Origin of the sequence: Streptomyces sp. CRCS-T-1, from assembly GCF_024442335.1 — a bacterium.
GTDB lineage: Bacteria > Actinomycetota > Actinomycetes > Streptomycetales > Streptomycetaceae > Streptomyces > Streptomyces koelreuteriae.
The window spans coordinates 1545978-1560121 of sequence record NZ_CP101651.1 but is presented as its reverse complement, the minus strand read 5'-3'; the positions used below and the strand labels follow the sequence as shown (position 1 = coordinate 1560121).

The 14144-nt window shown below is 71.3% G+C and carries 14 protein-coding genes; all 14 read right to left on the bottom strand.

Annotation, left to right across the window (positions count from 1 at the left end; translation table 11 throughout):
* Window position 1: 1 nt before the first annotated feature.
* Entirely contained in the window at window positions 2-898 is an 897-nt protein-coding gene (locus NNW99_RS06895; RefSeq protein WP_215117811.1) for an ABC transporter permease, read from the bottom strand.
* Window positions 885-1673 (bottom strand): ABC transporter ATP-binding protein, encoded by a 789-nt coding sequence (locus NNW99_RS06890; protein ID WP_215117810.1) that lies wholly within the window; start codon window positions 1671-1673, stop codon window positions 885-887. The genes NNW99_RS06895 and NNW99_RS06890 overlap by 14 nt, the downstream gene beginning before the upstream one ends.
* A 35-nt stretch (window positions 1674-1708) precedes the next feature.
* On the bottom strand, window positions 1709-2812 hold the full coding sequence (locus NNW99_RS06885) for an ABC transporter substrate-binding protein (RefSeq protein WP_215117809.1): 1104 nt from the start codon (window positions 2810-2812) through the stop codon (window positions 1709-1711).
* Window positions 2813-3034: 222 nt separating this feature from the next.
* Entirely contained in the window at window positions 3035-4369 is a 1335-nt protein-coding gene (locus NNW99_RS06880) for a sulfate adenylyltransferase subunit 1 (protein WP_215117808.1), read from the bottom strand.
* 2 nt (window positions 4370-4371) lie between these two features.
* Window positions 4372-5307 (bottom strand): sulfate adenylyltransferase subunit CysD, encoded by a 936-nt coding sequence (gene cysD, locus NNW99_RS06875; protein WP_215117807.1) that lies wholly within the window; start codon window positions 5305-5307, stop codon window positions 4372-4374.
* Window positions 5304-5840, bottom strand: coding sequence for an adenylyl-sulfate kinase (gene cysC, locus NNW99_RS06870; protein ID WP_215117806.1), 537 nt, complete (start codon window positions 5838-5840; stop codon window positions 5304-5306). Before cysC ends, cysD begins: the two co-directional genes overlap by 4 nt.
* 23 nt (window positions 5841-5863) lie before the next feature.
* Window positions 5864-6574, bottom strand: a complete 711-nt coding sequence (locus tag NNW99_RS06865; protein ID WP_215117805.1) for a phosphoadenylyl-sulfate reductase — start codon at window positions 6572-6574, stop codon at window positions 5864-5866.
* Window positions 6571-6750 (bottom strand): hypothetical protein, encoded by a 180-nt coding sequence (locus NNW99_RS06860; protein ID WP_215117804.1) that lies wholly within the window; start codon window positions 6748-6750, stop codon window positions 6571-6573. The genes NNW99_RS06865 and NNW99_RS06860 overlap by 4 nt, the downstream gene beginning before the upstream one ends.
* The gene (locus NNW99_RS06855) at window positions 6747-8444 is read right to left on the bottom strand and encodes a nitrite/sulfite reductase (RefSeq protein ID WP_215117803.1); all 1698 of its coding nucleotides are present in this window, start codon (window positions 8442-8444) and stop codon (window positions 6747-6749) included. The genes NNW99_RS06860 and NNW99_RS06855 overlap by 4 nt, the downstream gene beginning before the upstream one ends.
* 129 nt (window positions 8445-8573) lie before the next feature.
* The gene (locus tag NNW99_RS39085) at window positions 8574-8657 is read right to left on the bottom strand and encodes a putative leader peptide (RefSeq protein ID WP_310591794.1); all 84 of its coding nucleotides are present in this window, start codon (window positions 8655-8657) and stop codon (window positions 8574-8576) included.
* A 126-nt stretch (window positions 8658-8783) separates the two neighbouring features.
* Window positions 8784-9356, bottom strand: coding sequence for a GNAT family N-acetyltransferase (locus tag NNW99_RS06850; protein WP_189721513.1), 573 nt, complete (start codon window positions 9354-9356; stop codon window positions 8784-8786).
* Window positions 9357-9437: 81 nt separating this feature from the next.
* Window positions 9438-10745: a hypothetical protein gene (locus tag NNW99_RS06845; RefSeq protein ID WP_215117802.1), complete on the bottom strand. Its 1308-nt coding sequence runs from the start codon at window positions 10743-10745 to the stop codon at window positions 9438-9440.
* Between the two features lie 175 nt (window positions 10746-10920).
* Window positions 10921-12198: a GAF domain-containing protein gene (locus tag NNW99_RS06840; RefSeq protein ID WP_215117801.1), complete on the bottom strand. Its 1278-nt coding sequence runs from the start codon at window positions 12196-12198 to the stop codon at window positions 10921-10923.
* 283 nt (window positions 12199-12481) lie between these two features.
* Entirely contained in the window at window positions 12482-14116 is a 1635-nt protein-coding gene (locus NNW99_RS06835; RefSeq protein WP_215117800.1) for an acyl-CoA dehydrogenase family protein, read from the bottom strand.
* Window positions 14117-14144 lie beyond the last annotated feature (28 nt).

Below are 14144 nucleotides of genomic sequence, written 5' to 3'. Positions count from 1 at the left end.
TTCAGCTCTTCACCAGCAGACCGCGGTTGCGCAGCACCCACCGCTCCAGCGGACTGAAGATGAGCAGGTCGATGGCGATACCGACGATCAGGATGAGCAGGATGGCCTCGAACACCATGGCCATGTCGCTGGCGTTGCGGCCGTTCTCCAGCAACTGGCCGAGGCCCACGCCGAGGTCGGGGAAGGACGCGATGATCTCCGCGGCCATCAGCGAGCGCCAGGAGAACGCCCAGCCCTGCTTCAGACCGGCCACATAGCCGGGCAGCGCGGCGGGCAGGACGATGTGCCAGGTGCCCTTCAGGCCGGTGGCGCCGAGGGTGCGGCCCGCGCGCAGGAACAGCGGGGGCACCTGGTCGACACCGGAGACGAGGCCGTTGGCGATCGAGGGGACCGCGCCGAGCAGGATCACCGCGTACATCATCGAGTTGTTCAGGCCCAGCCAGATCACCGCCGGCGGAACCCAGGCGACCGACGGCAGGGACTGCAGGCCCGACAGGATCGGGCCGAGGGCCGCGCGGACGAACTTCACCCGGGCCACCAGCAGACCCAGCGGCGTGCCGATCAGCAGGGCGAAGCAGAAGCCGAGCAGACCGCGCGAGACGCTGGTCCAGATGTAGCCGAGCAGCTCGCCCTCGAGCCACGCCGTGTGGACGACGTTCCACACGGCGGACGGCGCGGGCAGCTTGGTCGGGTCGTCGACGACCTTGAACGAGACGAGGGCCTGCCAGACCGCCAGCACCAGCGCGACGGCGAGGACGGGCGGCAGGATCTTCTGGACGAAGGTCTGCCGGAACGGCGTGCGGTGCGTCTGCCTCGACTCCAGCGCGTCGAGGCCCGCCTCCAGACCGGCGAGATCGCTGCCGTCCTTGGCGACGGTCGTCGAATCAGTGCTGGCCATGACGGCGGATCTCCCCACGCAGTTCTTCGGTGATCTCGACGGACAGCTCCGCCACCTGGGTGTCCTCGATGCGGCGCGGGTGCGGGATGTCCACCGTCCACTCACGGGCGATCTTGCCCGGACGGGAGGACAGCAGCACCACGCGCTGCGCGAGCCGGACCGCCTCGCGCACGTTGTGCGTGACGAACAGGACGGACAGCTGCGTCTCGCGCCAGATGCGGGTCAGCTCGTCGTGCAGCACGTCCCGCGTGATGGCGTCCAGCGCCGCGAACGGCTCGTCCATCAGGAGCAGCTTGCTCTCCTGGGCGAGCGCGCGGGCCAGCGCGACACGCTGGCGCATACCGCCCGACAGCTCGTGCACCCGCTTGCCGTACGCGCCCTTCAGCCGGACGAGTTCGAGCAGTTCCTCGGCCCGCTCGCGGCGCTCGGCCTTCGCGATGCCCCGCAGCTTCAGGGCGAGTTCGATGTTCTTGCCCGCGGTCAGCCACGGGAACAGCGCGTGCTCCTGGAACATCAGCGCCGGACGGCCGTCCGTGGTGATCTCCCCGGCGCTGGGCCGGTCCAGGCCCGCCACCAGGTTGAGCAGGGTGGACTTGCCGCAGCCCGAGGCCCCCAGGAGGGTGACGAACTCGCCGGGCGCGACATCGAGGGTGATGTCGTCCAGGACGAGCTGCTGCCCGGCGGGGCCCGCGAACGACTTCGAAACGTGTTCGATCCGGGCGGCGTGCGTGGCCGACTCAGTGCCGTCGGCGGCCTTGGCGAGGGTGGTGGCCATGGTCGTCACCTCCTGGGAACTCTTCGGGATGCGGGCTACTTGGCGCCGAGACCGGCGTCGTCGACCGCGGGCTCGCCCTCGGCCTTCAGGACCTTGTTCAGCGGCGCGAGGTCGTAGATGCCGTTCAGGTTCGGCTTCTGCAGCAGCCCCGCCTTCACGGCGTGCTCGGCCTCGGTGTTGAGGGTGGAGGCCAGCGGGTCGTCGGTGAACTGGATGGACTTCCACGCCGGGTCGAGCACCTCGGCCGGCAGCGCCTTGCCGGAGTCGGCCTCCAGCTGCTTGTTCGCCGCCGCCTTCGCCGCGTCCGGGTTGGCGTTGATCCACTTGTTGGTCTCGACCGAGCCCTTGAGCACGGCCTCGACGACCTTCGGGTGCTCCTTGAGGAACTCCTGCCGCACGATGATGTTCGTGATCACGAACTTCTTGTCGGGCCACAGCGACGCCTCGTCGAGCAGCACCTTGCCGCCCTCGGCGACCAGCTTCGACGCGGTCGGCTCCGGCACCCAGGCACCGTCGATCGAACCGGACTTGTAGGCGTCCGGGGTGACCTTGTTGTCGCTGCGGACGACGGTGACGTCACCCTTGCCGCTCTGCGGGTCGACCTTCCAGCCCTGCTCGGCCGCCCAGTTCAGGAACGCCACGTCCTGCGTGTTGCCGAGCTGCGGGGTCGCGATCCGCTTGCCCTTGACGTCCTTCAGGGACTTGATCTTGTCCGGGTTCACGACCAGCTTCACACCGCCGGACGCCGAACCGCCGATGATGCGCAGGTTCTTGCCGGCGGCCTTGGTGTAGCCGTTGATCGCCGGGGAGGGGCCGATCCAGCCGATGTCGATGGACTTGGAGTTCAGCGCCTCGATCTCGGACGGACCGGCGTTGAAGATCGCGGGCTTCACCTCGGTGGCCCCCAGGGCCTTCTGGAAGATGCCCTTCTGGAAGCCCACCAGCGCGGTTCCGTGGGTGAGGTTGCCGAAGTAACCGATCCTGACCTGGTCGAGACCGTCGATCTTCTTCGCTCCGGCGGCGACCTTGGCGCCCCCGTCGTCCTCGGCCTTGGAGCCGTAGCCGCAGGCGGCCAGGGTGAGCAGGGGAAGCGCGGCTATGACCGCGAGGGATCGGCGCAGAGCGGATGATGCAGGCACGGGAGGTGTTCCTCTCGGAGGCCCGGCGGTCACGGTCTCTCAGGTCGTGGCCGGGAGGTCGGCAGGTTTGCGTCTACGGCGGTGGGGGGTGAGGGCGCGCAGGCAGTGCGCGTACGTCAGCGCACACATCGCGCCACTCCGCCCTGCCCGCTGCCGAGAGCACCGCTGCCGACGCGGCCGCCCTCCTTCGCGAACGTGGAGTAGAAGTCGGGGGAGTTCATCTCAGAAGTCCCACCCGTCGTCCTCGGCCTCGTCCCGCACCGGCTCGGGGGCGGCGAAGGACTCGCCGACCATGCCCGCGGTGAGGGTCTGGCCGTCGTTCGGGTCGATCAGGATGAACGAGCCGGTGCGGCGCGAGTCGGAGTAGGAGTCGACCGGCAGCGGCTCGGCGGTACGGATCTTCACCCGGCCGATGTCGTTGGCGACGAGCTGCCCCGGGTGCGGGTGCAGGGACAGGTCGTCGAGCGTGAGACGGGACGGGATGTCCTTGACGATCGCCTTGACCGTGCGGGTGCCGTGCTTGAGCAGCACCCGGTGGCCGACGGTCAGCGGGGCGTCCGCCACATGGCAGACGGTCGCCTCGATGTCCTGCGTCGTCGCGGGCGCGTCCTTGGTGGGCACGATCAGGTCGCCGCGCGAGATGTCGATGTCGTCCTCCAGCAGGAGGGTCACCGACTGCGTGGTCCAGGCGACGTCGACCGGCTCGCCCAGCAGATCGATACCGGCGACCTTCGAGGTGCGGCCCGAGGGCAGCACGGTCACCTGCTCGCCGACGTGGAAGGAACCCGCCGCGATCTGGCCGGCGTAGCCCCGGTAGTCCGGGTGGTCGGAGTTCTGCGGCCGGATCACGTACTGCACGGGCAGCCGGGCGTGGCAGTGGCTCAGATCGTGGCTGACCGGCACCGTCTCCAGGTGCTCCAGCACCGTCGGGCCGCCGTACCAGTCCATGTTCGCGGACGGCTCCACCACGTTGTCGCCGACGAGCGCCGAGATCGGGATCGCGGTGACCTCGGGGACGCCCAGCTCGGTCGCGTACGCCGTGAACTCCTCGGCGATGGCGGCGAACACCTTCTCCTCGTAGGCGACGAGGTCCATCTTGTTGACCGCGAGGACCACGTGCGGGACGCGCAGCAGGGCGGCGAGGGCGGCGTGCCGGCGGGTCTGCTCGACGACGCCGTTGCGCGCATCGACCAGGATGACCGTCAGCTCGGCCGTCGAGGCGCCGGTGACCATGTTCCGCGTGTACTGCACATGGCCGGGGGTGTCGGCGAGGATGAACCGCCGCAGGGGCGTGGCGAAGTAGCGGTAGGCCACGTCGATGGTGATGCCCTGCTCCCGCTCGGCCCGCAGGCCGTCCGTCAGCAGCGCGAGGTCCGGAGCCTCCTGGCCCCGGCTCGCCGAAGCGCGCTCCACGGCCTCCAGCTGGTCGGTGAGGACCGACTTGGAGTCGTGCAGCAGCCGGCCCACCAGGGTGGACTTGCCGTCGTCGACGGAACCGGCGGTGGCGAACCGCAGCAGGGTGGTCTCCGCGAGTTCCTCGGTCGTGATGGTGCTCATCTTTAGAAGTACCCCTCGCGCTTGCGGTCTTCCATCGCGGCTTCGGACATCTTGTCGTCGGCGCGGGTGGCGCCCCGCTCGGTGAGCCGGGAGGCGGCGATCTCGACGATCACCTTCTCGATGGTGTCGGCCTCGGAGTCGACCGCCCCGGTGCAGGACATGTCACCGACCGTGCGGTAGCGCACCAGGCGCTTCTCCACGGACTCGTCGTCCTTCGGCCCGCCCCACTCGCCGGCGGTCAGCCACATGCCGCTGCGCCGGAACACCTCACGCTCGTGGGCGTAGTAGATCTGCGGCAGCTCGATGCCCTCGCGGGCGATGTACTGCCACACGTCCAGCTCGGTCCAGTTGGACAGCGGGAACACGCGCACGTGCTCGCCGGGGGCGTGCCGGCCGTTGTACAGGTTCCACAGCTCCGGGCGCTGCCGGCGCGGGTCCCACTGGGAGAACTCGTCCCGCAGGGAGAACACCCGCTCCTTGGCCCGGGCCTTCTCCTCGTCGCGGCGTCCGCCGCCGAAGACGGCGTCGAACTTCTCCGCCTGGATCTTCTCGGTCAGCGGCAGCGTCTGCAGCGGGTTGCGGGTGCCGTCCGGGCGCTCCTTGAGCACACCGCGGTCGATGTAGTCCTGCACGGAGGCGACGTGCAGCCGCAGCCCGTGCTTCTCGACCGTGCGGTCCCGGTAGTCGAGGACCTCGGGGAAGTTGTGCCCGGTGTCCACGTGCAGCAGCGAGAACGGCACCGACGCCGGCCGGAAGGCCTTCAGCGCCAGGTGCAGCATGACGATGGAGTCCTTGCCGCCGGAGAAGAGGATCACCGGCCGCTCGAACTCGCCCGCCACCTCGCGGAAGATGTGCACCGCCTCGGACTCGAGGGCGTCGAGGTGGGACAGCGCGTAGGGGCTGTCGGTCTCCTCGGAAACGGTGGCCGCGGTCGTCATGCCAGTCCCCTTTCGCTGAGCAGGGCGTACACCGACGCCGCGGACTCCTGCACGGTCTGGTTCTGCGACTCGATGCGCAGATCGGGCGACTCGGGCGCCTCGTAGGGGTCGTCGACCCCGGTGAGGCCCGTGAGCTCGCCCGCCGCCTGCTTGGCGTACAGGCCCTTCACATCGCGCTCGCTGCAGACCTCGACCGGCGTGGCCACGTGGATCTCCGCGTACGCCGTGCCGTTCGCCTGGTGCCGCTTGCGCACCGCCTCGCGGCTGTCCTGGTAGGGCGCGATGACCGGGACGAGGGCGAGCACGCCGTTGCGGGCGAGCAGTTCGGCGACGAAGCCGATCCGCTGCACGTTGGTGTGCCGGTCCTCGCGGGTGAAGCCGAGGCCCGCCGAGAGGAACTCGCGGATCTCGTCGCCGTCGAGCACCTCGACGCGGCGGCCCTCGGCGCGCAGCCGGCCGGCCAGCTCGTGGGCGATGGTGGTCTTGCCGGCACTCGGCAGACCCGTGAGCCAGACGGTGGCTCCGGTCGTCACGTCGGTCTCCTGAATCGTCGTCGTCATCCGTGCAGCCCGCACTCGGTCTTGTTGCTCCCCGCCCAGCGGCCGGCACGGGCGTCCTCGCCCTCCAGCACCCGGCGGGTGCAGGGGGCGCAGCCGACGGAGGGGTAGCCGTCCATCAGCAGCGGGTTCGTCAGGACGCCGTGTTCGGTGACGTAGGCGTCCACGTCGTCCTGGGTCCAGCGGGCGATCGGGGAGATCTTCACCTTCTGCCGCTTCTCGTCCCAGCCGACCACCGGGGTGTTCGCCCGGGTCGGGGACTCGTCGCGGCGCAGACCGGTCGCCCAGGCCCGGTAGTCCTTCAGGCCCTCCTGAAGCGGCTGCACCTTGCGCATCGCGCAGCACAGGTCGGGGTCGCGGTCGTGCAGCTTCGGGCCGTACTCGGCGTCCTGCTCGGCGACCGTCAGGCGCGGGGTGAGCGTGATGACGTTGACGTCCATCACGGCGTCGACCGCGTCGCGGGTGCCGATGGTCTCCTCGAAGTGGTAGCCGGTGTCGAGGAAGACGACGTCCACGCCGGGCATCGCCCGGGAGGCGAGGTGGGCGACGACGGCGTCCTCCATGGAGGAGGTCACGCAGAAGCGCTTGCCGAACGTCTCGGCCGCCCAGGTGAGGATCTCCAGCGCGGAGGCGTCCTCCAGGTCGCGGCCCGCCTGCTCGGCGAGCGCCTTCAGTTCTTCGGTGCTGCGCTCTTCCTGAGTGGTCGTCATATCTCTGCCCCTCCGGAGTCGGATCGCTTCAGTCCCTGGGACAGCAGTCCGAGGAACTTCAGCGAGAAGGCCCGGCTGCACGCCGCGCATTCCCACGCCCCGTGCCCCTCCTCGCTGGGACGCAGGTCCTCGTCACCGCAGTAGGGGCAGTAGAACGGGGCCGCGCGCTCGCTCATGTCAGAGACTCCTCGCCGGCCCGGGCGGCCCAGGCGGCGAACCGCTCGCCGTCCTCGCGCTCCGCCTCGAACCGCTTCAGGACGCGCTCGATGTAGTCGGGCAGCTCCTCGGAGGTGACCTTCAGACCGCGCACCTTGCGGCCGAAGCCGGCCTCGAGGCCCAGCGCGCCGCCGAGGTGCACCTGGTAGCCCTCGACCTGCTCGCCCTCGCTGTTGACGACCAGCTGCCCCTTGAGACCGATGTCCGCCACCTGGATACGGGCGCAGGCGTTCGGGCAGCCGTTGAGGTTGATGGTGAGCGGCTCGTCGAAGTCCGGCAGCCGGCGCTCCAGCTCGTCGATCAGCTGCGAGCCGCGCTGCTTGGTCTCGACGATGGCCAGCTTGCAGAACTCGATGCCGGTGCAGGCCATGGTGCCGCGCCGGAACGAGGACGGCCGGGCGGTCAGGTCGAGCGCCTCCAGGCCCTCGACCAGCGAGTCGACCTGGTCCTCCTCGACATCGAGGACGATCATCTTCTGCTCGACGGTGGTACGCACCCGGCCCGAGCCGTGGGCCTCGGCGAGGTCGGCGATCTTGGTGAGGGTGGCGCCGTCGACCCGGCCGACACGCGGCGCGAAACCGACGTAGAAGCGGCCGTCCTGCTGCCGGTGCACGCCGATGTGGTCGCGCCAGCGCTCCACGGGCTCGGCGGGCGGCGGTCCGTCGACGAGCTCACGCTTGAGGTACTCGTCCTGCAGCACCTGGCGGAACTTCTCCGGGCCCCAGTCGGCGACCAGGAACTTCAGCCGGGCGCGGGTGCGCAGGCGCCGGTAGCCGTAGTCGCGGAAGATGCCGATCACGCCGGCCCACACGTCCGGGACCTCGTCCAGCGGCACCCAGGTGCCGAGCCGGACGCCGATCTTCGGGTTGGTGGACAGCCCGCCGCCGACCCACAGGTCGAAGCCGGGGCCGTGCTCGGGGTGGTCGACGCCGACGAACGCCACGTCGTTGATCTCGTGGGCGACGTCGAGCAGCGGCGAGCCCGAGATCGCCGTCTTGAACTTGCGGGGCAGGTTGGAGAATTCCTTGCTGCCGATGTACCGGCGGTGGATCTCGTCGATGGCGGAGCTGCCGTCGACGATCTCGTCCTGCGCGATACCCGCGACCGGCGAGCCGATGACCACACGGGGCGTGTCACCGCAGGCCTCGGTCGTGGACAGGCCGACGGCCTCCAGCCGGTTCCAGATCTCGGGCACGTCCTCGATCCGGATCCAGTGGTACTGCACGTTCTGCCGGTCGGTGATGTCGGCGGTCCCGCGCGCGAACTCCTGCGAGATCTCGCCGACCACCCGCAGCTGGCGGGTGGTGAGCCGGCCGCCGTCGATGCGGACGCGGAGCATGAAGTACTCGTCGTCCAGCTCCTCCGGCTCCAGGATCGCGGTCTTGCCGCCGTCGATCCCGGGGCGGCGCTGGGTGTACAGACCCCACCAGCGCATCCGTCCGCGCAGGTCGTTCGGGTCGATCGAGTCGAAGCCCCGCTTGGAGTAGATCGTCTCAATGCGTGTCCGCACATTGAGACCGTCGTCGTCCTTCTTGAACTGCTCGTTGCCGTTGAGCGGGGTGTGGTGTCCCACGGCCCACTGACCCTCACCGCGGTGACGGCTCACCTTGCGGCGGGGAGTCGCGGCGGCAGGCTTCTGCGGGGTGGCGGCCATGGTTGATACGTCCTTCGGGACAGGCGGGAAAGCGGCTCTGACCTGCGCGTGCGGGCGCACGCTGGTACGGGCGCGTCATTGCGCAGGTATGGAGACAAGAAAGAGGGATGCCGGGCTGCGTGAGTGCTCTCAGCGCGCCGGACAGATGGCGCTGGACATGCGGCCGAGGTCGACGTGCCGCCGACTCACCAAGGCAATTCCAGTTCCAGACATGACGGAAGCGTGTCACGGCGATCTGGACACAGTCCAGCTTCGTCCAAGATTCGGACACTCGTGTCTCGGAATCCAAGACACGCGTGTCCTTGGTCACATCGGGTCATCCCGGGGTGTCCGACCAGGTCAGACGGGGAACGCCCCAGGCCACGGTCCCGGAGCGGCGACGTCCGCCTCCTCCTCGACCTTGGTGTCGAACAGCTGGAACCCACGGCGCTGGTAGTTGTCCATCGCGTGCTCGCCGTCCTTGCTGCAGGTGTGCAGCCAGACCCGCTTCGTCGGCGTCAGTCCCGCCCAGCGGTCCGCGAGGTCCCAGGCCCGGGCCGTGCCGTACGACAGCAGGTGCCCGCCGATGCGCCGGCCCCGGAAGCCGGGCAGCAGCCCGAAGTAGACGATCTCCACGACCGCGTCGTCCTGCGCCTCCAGCTCCACGTACCCGGCGGGCGTGCCCCGGTCGTAGGCCACCCACGTCTCCACGCCGGGCCGCTCCAGGTGCTCCTGCCAGCGGGCGTACGACCAGCTCAGCCGGTCGGTCCAGCGGATGTCGCCGCCCACCGACGCGTACAGGAACCGGCTGAACTCGGGCGAGGGCACCTCGGAGCGCACGACCCGGACGTCCCCTTCCGGCGCGACGGCCGGCAGCAGGTCGGTCGGGGCGGTCTGCTCCAGGGACCAGGTGGTCACGGCGATGGTCGGCATGAGGGTCAGGAAATCATCAGGTGTGACGAACTGTCGAACCCCCGGGGCCCGGGTCATGGGCGGCACGCGGCCGGAGGCGCCCTAGTCGAGGGCCCGGTCGACCGAGGACAGGGGCAGTGCGAACAGCATGCCGCCGGACTGGGACCAGACCTCGCCGGTCTCCTCCCAGTAGGACAGGGAGCCCGACCGGCCGCTCCAGCAGTGCCGGGTCTCGTCCGTCCCGCACTCCGTCGCCCGGGCGCTGCCGGTGTCCTGGCGCCACAGCGTCCCGTGCCCGCCCGGTGAGCCCGCCGCGCGGTCGAGATACCAGCCCGAGCGGTACGCCAGCACGCCCCGCACATCGGTCGTCTTCGTCTCGTACGCCTCGACCGGGTCCGCGCGTCCGAAGGAGTCGGTGCTGAGCAGGCCGGGCCGGGCCGGGTCCCGGCTCAGCGCGTAGCGCCACAGCCGGGTGCGCCGGTCGCCGTCCGCGGGCACCCACTCGCTCGCGACCAGACTGTCGGGGGAGGTACTGCGGTCCAGGGAGACGGTGGCCGGGCGCGCGTCGTCGCCGCCTTGCAGGGTGTACGAGCCGACGGCGGGCAGCACGTACCGGTAGCCGTGCGCCGCCCAGCCGCCGCGCACCCGGCCGACCGCCTCGGAGTCGACGGTGGCGCGCTGGATGCGGTCCATGTCGTACACGTACAGCGCGTTCCGGTCGCCCTCGCGGGTCGTCACCAGCAGCTTGTCCTGGTACCAGACCATGCCGGACAGAGGCGAGACCAGCCCCCGGTAGTCGTGCCCGCCGTCCACCGGGACGGCCAGCAGGGCCCAGGTGTAGCGGAGCCGGTCCGGGTCGTTCGCGTCGACGAAGGCGACCTTGGCCAGGCCCCGCTCGGGCGCCGGGCCGTCCATGGAGCCGCCCTCGGCGCCGTTGGTCCAGCCGGAGAGGATCACACGGTTGTCGCCCCAGCGGCCGTCGTCGTCCGCGTCTCCCGAGGTGGTGACCGCGCCGGGCCGCCAGCCCCGGGTGTCGGCGCCGCCGAAGCAGTACGCGCGGGTGGCCGCCGGTTCTATGGGCAGGGCCTGCTTCTCGGCGGTCGAACAGCCGGCCGCGTCCCGCAGCGGGCGGTCGGCGCTCTCCAGCACCGCGCCGACGCCGACGGGGCGGCCCATCTCGGAGGAGAGCCGGTCGAGCCACTGATCCGGCACCCGGTGCTCGGCCAGCGGCAGCCGCCCGGCCTCGGCGGTCGCACTGATCGGCTTCAGGGTCCCCGGGGCGTCCGTGACCTCGGCCTGCGAAGCGCTGATCAGGGTGGCTGCGGCGGTGAGCGCGAGGGCCGTCCCGGCCAGCGTCGCCCGTACCGCCCTGCCCCGCCTGCGCCGCCGGTGTCTGCCGCGATGCTTCATAACGCCCTCCTGAGGCGGGCCAACTGCGCCTGATGATCCATACGTTGACGGAGGAGCAGGTGGGGTGACCCGTAGAGGGATGCTACGGCAGGTGAGCGGGGTGGCGGACGAAGACCCCGCAAATATGCGAAAGATGTACCCCTGGGCGACAGTCGGGCGACACGTCCGGTGAACCTCAGGGGGCCGGTGCGGAGGCGCGGAGCCCGCGCACCGCCGGTGCCGTGGTGTACGGCAGCAGATCTTGCGGGTCGTCCGGGAGCAGCAGCTCGACCTCGGCGTCCTCGGCGAACCGGTACGGCCGGTGCTCCAGCAACGCCCCCAGATACCGCCGTACCCGCGACATCTCGGCGCGCACCGTCACCGTGCGGGCCGGGTCGCCGAACACGTCCCCGGCCAGGCCCGAGGCGCTGCGCCCGGTGCGGTGGACGGCGAGGAGGTACAGCAACTCGGCATGCCGGGGACTCAGTTCGCGGGCCCAGGACCCGGCGCCTTGGGAGACCTCCACCGACCAGCTCCGCGCCTGTCTGAGGTCCAGCACGATCCTGGTCGCCCCGTGCGGCACCGGCTCGTCGGCGGCGGCCCGCACCAGCCAGCCCCCGGCCAGCGGCTCGACCGAGCACGGCCCGAGCACCGGCAGCCACCGCGGGCCCGCCGACAGCGACTTGGGCAGGGCGATCCGCCGGGTGTACGGCATCCCGCTCACCGCGGCGGTCCAGCCGTCCGGGTCGACCACCAGGGCGCGCCCGCCGAGCCGGGCCAGCACCGGCGCCGCCACCGCGCGCAGCCGCTCCAGCGACTCCACGTGCATCTCCCGCAGCCGGGCCTCGGCGAGCTTGGCCACCGAGTCGACCCAGGCGAGCGTGGCCGGATGCATCGTCTCCAGCGGCCCGCTCACGTCCACCACGCCGAGCAGCCTGCCGTCCCGGGGATCCGTCAGGGGAGCGCCGGCGCAGGTCCAGCCGGCCTGGGAGCGCACGAAGTGCTCGGCGGCGAAGACCTGCACGGGCCGGCGCACCACCGCCGGAGTGCCCAGGCCGTTCGTGCCGACGACGTCCTCGCGCCAGTCCGCGCCGAGTTCGAACCCGAGCCCGTCGGCCTTGCGCAGCACCGGCGCGCTGCCCTCGCGCCACAGCACCCGGCCCTCCTCGTCGGCGACCACCATGATGTGGTGCGCGATGTCCGCGACCGCCAGCAGCCCCTCCCGCAGCACCGGCAGCACATGGCGCAGCGCCGAGGTCTCGCGCCGCCGCCGCACCTCGTCCAGGGGCAGCAGCCCCGCCCGGACGTCGTGGTCCGGGTCGACGCCGCCGCGCAGCATCCGCTCCCAGGACTGCTCGATGACCGGCCGCGGCGCCACGGGGGCGGGCTGCCCGGCGAGCCGGGCGGAACGGACCTCGTCGAGGACCCGGGCCGCCCGCGTGGCGTTCACCGCGGCGAGCTGCGTGACGTCCATCGGCGTGTCCCCCCGGAGCCGTTTCCGACTGTCCGTCTCATAGTGCCGTCTGCCCCTGACGGACGCGCACACTCCGCACACAGTCGGCATCAAGTTGCAACCCCTTGCAACCCTGGTGAACGGCCGGGCCGTGGCTGAAAATTGAGCAGCGCCGTCCCGAGCGGCGTTCGATGGCTCGAACGGGCCAGTGCCGCGGGGGTGGTGCCGTGTCGGCGCAGCACCACCCCCGCTCCCGGGCGAGCGGTTCAGAACACCAGGTCAGAGCACCAGGTCGAACACCGGGTCAGGACACCGGACGCGCCCGCTCCACCACCGCCGCCAGATCCAGCGTGTGCGGCAGCGTCCCGAAGGCCGCGCCCCCGTCACCGCCCAGCCGGGCGGCGCAGAACGCGTCGGCCACCTGCGGCGGCGCGAACCTGACCAGCAGCGATCCCTGGAGCACCAGCGCGAGCCGCTCCGCCAGCCGTCGCGCCCGCCCCTCCACGCCCTCCAGATCGGCCAGTTCGGTCAGCAGGTTCTTGATGGCCCCGTCGAGCCGGTGGTCGGCGCCGCGCGCCTGCCCGACCTCCCGCAGATACGCGTCCAGCGCGCCCGGCTCCCGCTGCAACGCCCGCAGCACATCGAGGGCCTGGACATTGCCCGCGCCCTCCCAGACCGAGTTGAGCGGCGACTCCCGCACCAGCCGGGGCATTCCGGACTCCTCGACGTACCCGTTGCCGCCCAGGCACTCCGCCGCCTCCACCGCCACCGGCGGGCACCGCTTGGTCACCCAGTACTTGGCGGCCGGCACCGCGATCCGCAGCAGCGCCCGCTCCTGCTCGCCGCCGTCGTCGTAGGCGGCCGCGAGCCGCAGCGCCAGCGTCGTCGCCGCCTCCGACTCCAGGGCGAGATCGGCGAGGACATTGCGCATCAGCGGCTTGTCGACGAGCTTCCCGCCGAACGCCTCGCGGTGGGTGCAGTGGTGCACCGCCTGCGCCACGGCCTGCCGCATCAGCCCCGCCGAGCCCAGCACACAGTCGAGCCGGGTCGCCGCGACCATCCCGATGATGGTGCGCACCCCGCGCCCCTCCTCGCCGACCCGGCGCGCCCAGGTCCCGTCGAACTCGACCTCCGCCGAGGCGTTCGACCGGTTGCCGAGCTTGTCCTTGAGCCGCTGGACCAGGAACACGTTGCGCGTCCCGTCCGCCAGCACCCGCGGCACCAGGAAGCAGGTCAGCCCGCCCGGAGCCTGCGCCAGCACCAGGAAGCCGTCGGACATCGGCGCCGAGCAGAACCACTTGTGCCCGGTCAGTTCGTACGTCCCGTCCTCGGCGAGGGGCCGCGCGGAGGTCGTGTTCGCCCGGACGTCGCTGCCGCCCTGCTTCTCCGTCATGCCCATCCCGAACAGCGCGCCGGCCTTCAGGTGCGCGGGCCGCAGCTCACGGTCGTAGACCATGGACGTCAGCCGCGGCTCCCACTCGGCGGCCAGCTCCGGGTCCGTGCGCAGGGCGGGCACCGCCGCGTGCGTCATCGACAGCGGGCAGCCGTTGCCCGCCTCGACCTGCGTCCACACCAGGAACGCCGCCGCCCGCCGGACGTGCCCGCCGGGCCGGGCCCAGGCCGCCGTCAGACCGGCCGAGACACCCTTGCCGAGCAGCCGGTGCCAGGACGGATGGAAGTCGACCTCGTCGATCCGCTCGCCGTACCGGTCGTGGGTGCGCAGCCGCGGCGGATTCTCGTTGGCGCGCACGCCCCACTCCTGCACCTGGGCCGCGCCGGAGGCCCGCCCGAGCGCCGACAGCTCGCCGAGCACCTCGTCGAGCAGCTCCGGATCCAGATGCCGTTCGACCCCGGCCGTGAGGGCCTGGTCCGCGGTGAAGACGTCGTACCCGACCAGCGGCGGGACCTGGTTGCTCACGGAGTGCGTGCTGCCAGCCATGGTGCGAACCTACCGGGTGAGTGCGCTC

What these genes read in the sequence shown, in the direction of transcription:
- NNW99_RS06895 (WP_215117811.1), bottom strand. Translation starts at nt 898, where the DNA reads ATGGCCAGCACTGATTCGACGACCGTCGCCAAGGACGGCAGCGATCTC.
- NNW99_RS06890 (WP_215117810.1), bottom strand. Translation starts at nt 1,673, where the DNA reads ATGGCCACCACCCTCGCCAAGGCCGCCGACGGCACTGAGTCGGCCACG.
- NNW99_RS06880 (WP_215117808.1), bottom strand. Translation starts at nt 4,369, where the DNA reads ATGAGCACCATCACGACCGAGGAACTCGCGGAGACCACCCTGCTGCGG.
- cysD (WP_215117807.1), bottom strand. Translation starts at nt 5,307, where the DNA reads ATGACGACCGCGGCCACCGTTTCCGAGGAGACCGACAGCCCCTACGCG.
- NNW99_RS06865 (WP_215117805.1), bottom strand. Translation starts at nt 6,574, where the DNA reads ATGACGACCACTCAGGAAGAGCGCAGCACCGAAGAACTGAAGGCGCTC.
- NNW99_RS06860 (WP_215117804.1), bottom strand. Translation starts at nt 6,750, where the DNA reads ATGAGCGAGCGCGCGGCCCCGTTCTACTGCCCCTACTGCGGTGACGAG.
- NNW99_RS06855 (WP_215117803.1), bottom strand. Translation starts at nt 8,444, where the DNA reads ATGGCCGCCACCCCGCAGAAGCCTGCCGCCGCGACTCCCCGCCGCAAG.
- NNW99_RS39085 (WP_310591794.1), bottom strand. Translation starts at nt 8,657, where the DNA reads ATGTCTGGAACTGGAATTGCCTTGGTGAGTCGGCGGCACGTCGACCTC.
- NNW99_RS06850 (WP_189721513.1), bottom strand. Translation starts at nt 9,356, where the DNA reads ATGCCGACCATCGCCGTGACCACCTGGTCCCTGGAGCAGACCGCCCCG.
- NNW99_RS06845 (WP_215117802.1), bottom strand. Translation starts at nt 10,745, where the DNA reads ATGAAGCATCGCGGCAGACACCGGCGGCGCAGGCGGGGCAGGGCGGTA.
- NNW99_RS06840 (WP_215117801.1), bottom strand. Translation starts at nt 12,198, where the DNA reads ATGGACGTCACGCAGCTCGCCGCGGTGAACGCCACGCGGGCGGCCCGG.
- NNW99_RS06835 (WP_215117800.1), bottom strand. Translation starts at nt 14,116, where the DNA reads ATGGCTGGCAGCACGCACTCCGTGAGCAACCAGGTCCCGCCGCTGGTC.